Source organism: Streptococcus sp. 2741 (genome assembly GCF_013276315.1).
Lineage (GTDB): Bacteria > Bacillota > Bacilli > Lactobacillales > Streptococcaceae > Streptococcus > Streptococcus pseudopneumoniae.
The window spans coordinates 1-4,722 of the sequence record NZ_VMKU01000027.1 but is presented as its reverse complement, the minus strand read 5'-3'; the positions used below and the strand labels follow the sequence as shown (position 1 = coordinate 4,722).

The 4,722-nt window shown below is 38.3% G+C and carries 4 protein-coding genes; 1 reads left to right on the top strand and 3 read right to left on the bottom strand.

Annotated elements, in window-relative coordinates:
• Positions 1 to 1,051: 1,051 nt before the first annotated feature.
• Entirely contained in the window at positions 1,052 to 2,554 is a 1,503-nt protein-coding gene (mobV, locus tag HT671_RS03650; protein ID WP_023937738.1) for a MobV family relaxase, read from the bottom strand.
• A 449-nt stretch (positions 2,555 to 3,003) separates the two neighbouring features.
• The gene (locus tag HT671_RS03645; protein ID WP_078373521.1) at positions 3,004 to 3,291 is read right to left on the bottom strand and encodes a hypothetical protein; all 288 of its coding nucleotides are present in this window, start codon (positions 3,289 to 3,291) and stop codon (positions 3,004 to 3,006) included.
• A gap of 64 nt (positions 3,292 to 3,355) precedes the next feature.
• On the opposite strand from HT671_RS03645, the gene HT671_RS03640 reads away from it, so the two are divergent.
• The gene (locus HT671_RS03640) at positions 3,356 to 3,814 is read left to right on the top strand and encodes a hypothetical protein (protein WP_000733562.1); all 459 of its coding nucleotides are present in this window, start codon (positions 3,356 to 3,358) and stop codon (positions 3,812 to 3,814) included.
• 173 nt (positions 3,815 to 3,987) lie between these two features.
• Here the strand turns inward: HT671_RS03640 and HT671_RS03635 are convergent.
• A partial coding sequence (locus HT671_RS03635) for a replication initiation protein (protein ID WP_172923047.1) occupies positions 3,988 to 4,722 on the bottom strand: 735 nt, incomplete at its 5' end.

Here is a 4,722-nt window from a genome sequence, read left to right as displayed (position 1 = left end):
ATTCGCTTGTACTACTAGATAATCTTGTCTAGACATCAAGCCCTCAAACGCATTTTCTGACTTCCCTTTTTTCATGGCTTAACCTCACGTACTTTTTTGTCATAAATGATTATATAATATTACATGACAAACTTCAAGTAATTTATTACTTTTTTGTCATGTATCACGTACTTTTTTGTCATGTATCACGTACTTTTTTGTCATGTATCACGTACTTTTTTGTCATGTATCACGTACTTTTTTGTCACTTATCTCCTCGCAAACCCTTGATAATACTGACTTTTTGACACCCCCAAAGTATATATAAAGTAAGTTATAAAGTAAGTATGAAAGTAACTCCTTTAGAAAAAATCCTTCATTTTTTTTAATTTTTCAAAAAAAAAAGACCCTATCGGGCCAATCTCTTAAAAATGCATCCGGGGTCTTTACAGCTCGAAGCTGAAGGCAGTCCCACACCCGACACAAAATAGTGCCCTTTGAGCTATCCGTTTCCAGTTGCCCGACCTATAAAGAGATTCACGCCACCGACCGTATCGCTGAGGCGCCTCAATTTGATTATATCACAAATGTCTATTTTTGACACCCATTATAAAACTATGTTATAATTTAATCAACAACAAGAGTAGTGAGTTCATCACGCTAAACGAAAAGCACCCTGTCCGCCAAGACTTAGGGTGCTTTTTTGCGCTAGCTACAACACACTAGCGTTCGTGAAAAGTGACACTATTTCTCGTTGTCATCGAAGCGCTTTTCAATCCACTTCATCCCATAGGCTTTCCCCAACTCGTACGCTAAGGGCAACACTACTCGGACAACAACAAGAAGAGTAATGAGTTCTAACAAGCTAAACACCTCCTTTCGAAGGCTTAGTGCCAGAATATTGCTATTATACCATGTCCGCTTGCTTTATTCCATGGTCTATTTGACAACAAGGAACCTAGGTCGTTAGTCTTTGGTTTGTCGGTCAGCTGAACAAAGTTCAGACTGAACCGCCTTAACCAGTCTAACTTGACCTAGCTTATTGTCAAATAGCTTTCACGGCATAAATCGCTCAGATACTCCGCCCTTTTGTAGGCTCATGTCTTTTCCTAGACAGTTCTCGTGTCTCTCTTAAGTTTTCTAAACGCTTATTGAGGCTGGTTACTTCTTTTTCTGTTATGACTTCAGAAAGGTCATCTAAGAGATTTTTAGAAACTTTCAACTCCCTGTTTTCTAGCTTTAATGCTTTGTTTTCAGTCTCTAATTGCTGATTTTTCCATTCTGCATGAGATAGGCTATTTTCAAGCCTACTCTTTGCTTCTTTCATGCCTGCTAGTGCATTTCTAAGTAACTCATTTTGATTGACCGCCTGCTCCAGCTTCTCTACAACATCAGACACAAACGTCTTCAGTCGTCCAACAAAATCCGAAGTAAAATTAAAGCCATCGCCAAACAGTTTAGGAGTAGCATTTTCTAATTCTTCCTGCAACTCTTTGGCAACTCGACGTCTATCTAAATCTCTATACGAAATTTTCGATAAGTTACTTGATTGTTCCACCAAAAGTTGCGTTTTTTCTCTATGAGCTCTCTCCAGACGAACCACATCATCGCTCAGACGCTTAGAATCGCTTTTTAACCCCTTTATTTCCTCCTGACGACTATTTACCTCAGAATTTAACTCAGATAGCTCTGAGAGCCTCTCAGAAGCCTCAGAATCGATTTTACCGTATTCGTCAATCTTTTTCTCAAGGACACCCTCTAAACGTCCTAAATCTGCCCTTAAATCGTTTCTATGAGTGTCTAGCCATTTGAAACGCTCTTCCAACGTCGCTTCTCGGATGTTAAATGTCACGTCTGAATCTGCAAACAAAGAACCTATGTCCTCATAATCTTGAATTTCTGACATTGTTGCAGGTCTACGTTCTTCCGTATGCCAATATTTTGGCGCTCCTAAATCTAGCAATTCCTGATTAAGAGCTTCACGCCCCATTTTTTCCTTGTAGTCCGCCACACTCAAATGCTGTTCTTTGCTATCTCGCTTTCCACGTTGCAACTCAAAACCATGCTCATTCATGTACTTTGGCAAATCTTCCTGAATATGCTTTAGCTCCTCACGGTTAAACATAACCTTTGATGACAGCTTACCATTTCTCATTGGCACAATCCCTAAGTGCATGTGTGGGGTACTCTCATCAAGATGTACACTGGCATAAGCAACGTTGGTTTCTCCGTAATTCTCCGCGAAGTAGTTTTTAGCCGTTTCAAAAAATTTTCTCGTCTGCTCCTGGCCCAACTTTTCAAAAAAATCTTTATCTGACGTAATAATCCATTCATCACACAAAACAGCGTCTTTCCGTATCCCACGTTTAGAACTCTTGTTCTCGTTCACATAGTCCTTAATTTGCCGTTCATACGACACAGAGCGGTCACGATCCGTCAACTCATAGTTGAGGTGTGACCTGCTCGTGTCGATGTCTTTGTTTGAGTGCTTTTCAAAAATCCGTTCATTGTGCTTATATGCGCCACCCAAATTCCCAACTTTCATTTTCTGCATTCTCGCAACCATGTAGCTCATAACTTTTACCTCCTCAGGTGGGTCATTCGAGTAGCGAATGACAGACGAGCCGGCAAGCCTATTGCTCGTCTATTGTGATAACATTCTAGCTAGAATTTTAGCACAAATTTCGGCTAACTTCCATGTAAAGTATAACTTACTATACTTTACTTCGTAAAAGTGCGTTCTCCGAAGGCTCTTGCAGAGAGCTAGTCCGCCCACTTTATGCCAGGGCGAACTACAAAAAAAGCCCTCGAATCGCAAGGGCATTTTTTGAAAAATTGGGCGACTTCGATAAGTCCCCCAAAGTCATTTTTTCAAAATGACAGTCGGACGGCTTCGCTATTGTCCGACCAAAAAATCAAAGTAAACATAGTTGAGAAAATTATCTCCATAGGAAACATTGATACTATCAACTCCACACATCCTACATAGACAGTTTCCATTATATTTTTTAATATTCTTCAAAACTATATCTTATACAAATTATTTAATCTTTCTAACTCTAATACATTCATACATACTTCTACTCCAGTAACTCCCCCCTTACTATGAATAACCCCACAAGAAAACACAATCCTCTCCTTACTCAAAATATTTGACAACACTACTAATGATTCTAAAATATAATCCTTTATAATAATAAAACTATTATTTTCATCCTTAGCAAACTCTATAAATCCAATATCCTTACACCTATCACCAAGATGAAACCTAAGTGATTTCAAAAAATAATCAAAAAAAACATCACCCTTCATAGAAAACCCTTTCATTTTTTAAAATATTCTGATATAATCATACAAAAAATAAAGGAGAACTACCATGAAAAAACTTATTTTATTTATAACTACCTTTCTCACTCTTCTTTCATTTACTGTTACAACATATGCCGAAACTCCAAAAGCAAACCAAATCACCCCATATTCTACTGCAACTGGAAATGGTGGAGTTTCCAAAATAGAAATTTATGATAACCGAAGTAGAGCATGGTGGTACGCACGACCTTATACTAAAAGCTCTTATCAATTCTCTGGAGGAGTTCGTATTACATTAACAAATGGCCGTACCTTATATTACCCGGTAAGCGGTCAAGGTAGGGCAGGACAATCAGTTAGTGGTTCAATATATGTAAGCGGAAAAATAAAAAGAGTAACTTTTACAGGTGTAGCTTACGGCCCTGGTGGAATACAAATAGCACTTCCTCAATCAGAAACAAATAATTACAGTAGTGGTGGTTCAGGGATGAGCATACCGAACCCTGAAATTCTATACGAAGAATAATTCACTAACAAGAAAGAGACTGGGACAAAATTGTCCCAGTCTCTTTAAATTTCATCAACATCGAGCTGCTTTTTCATCTCAATAGCATCTTTTTACTCATAAATTAGATATAAACAAGTGTTTTCCATGACAGTTACAACCATTTGAACCATACTTAGATTTTTGAACAGTGCTTAATCTAAAAAATCATAAATATCTGTCTGTCGACTTCTTTCTTCAGCTTGCTTGATTATCTCTGCAGTTGGTACTTGTCGATTATCAGTAATCTGCATTTCATAGCCTATGACCTTTCGGCCATTTTTAACTACGTTTAGATAAACATCTACCCCTAATTTTTTCTCTAGCTCTTCTGCCCCAACTTTCAGACAGTTCCTTGCAAAGATTGCAGGGGGCATTCTTCTCTCTTCCCCTAAAAACCAATCTTGCCAATCGTCTAAATCTCCTTGAATGGTTGTGACACGTTGATTTTTAAAGCGATTTGCTTCCCACAATTTCATCAAAATAATGGCATACTTTGATTTGATTTGAGCTAACTCTGCCAATTTGAACGAGAAGAACTGGCTACGTAAAGCAAATACGTAAGGCGCAGCATCTTCTGAAAAGATAAATTCCACTTCGCCATTAGCTAAGAATTTAATTTTTCTAAATAACTGGGTCATCAATATCCCTTTAACGCCATTCTCAACGATTGGCAGATATAACGCAGTGTTTTCGTTTAGGGCTTTAAAGCCACGTGCCACACGCTCATAGTTTTTCCCTGAAGCGTTCAATCCAAAGTGCTTCAGCACCTCTTTTGCATTTGTCGTAAATGTATCTGTTGCAGTGCTTTCTTTGGTCACATAGCTAAAACAATAGTCCAGTAGCTTATGTTCAAAGGCTTTTAAATTCCCAAAGGCTTTGGCTAGGTC

Coding starts and splice junctions, on each gene's coding strand:
- mobV (WP_023937738.1), bottom strand. CDS start 2,554: ATGAGCTACATGGTTGCGAGAATGCAGAAAATGAAAGTTGGGAATTTG.
- HT671_RS03645 (WP_078373521.1), bottom strand. CDS start 3,291: ATGAAGGGTGATGTTTTTTTTGATTATTTTTTGAAATCACTTAGGTTT.
- HT671_RS03640 (WP_000733562.1), top strand. CDS start 3,356: ATGAAAAAACTTATTTTATTTATAACTACCTTTCTCACTCTTCTTTCA.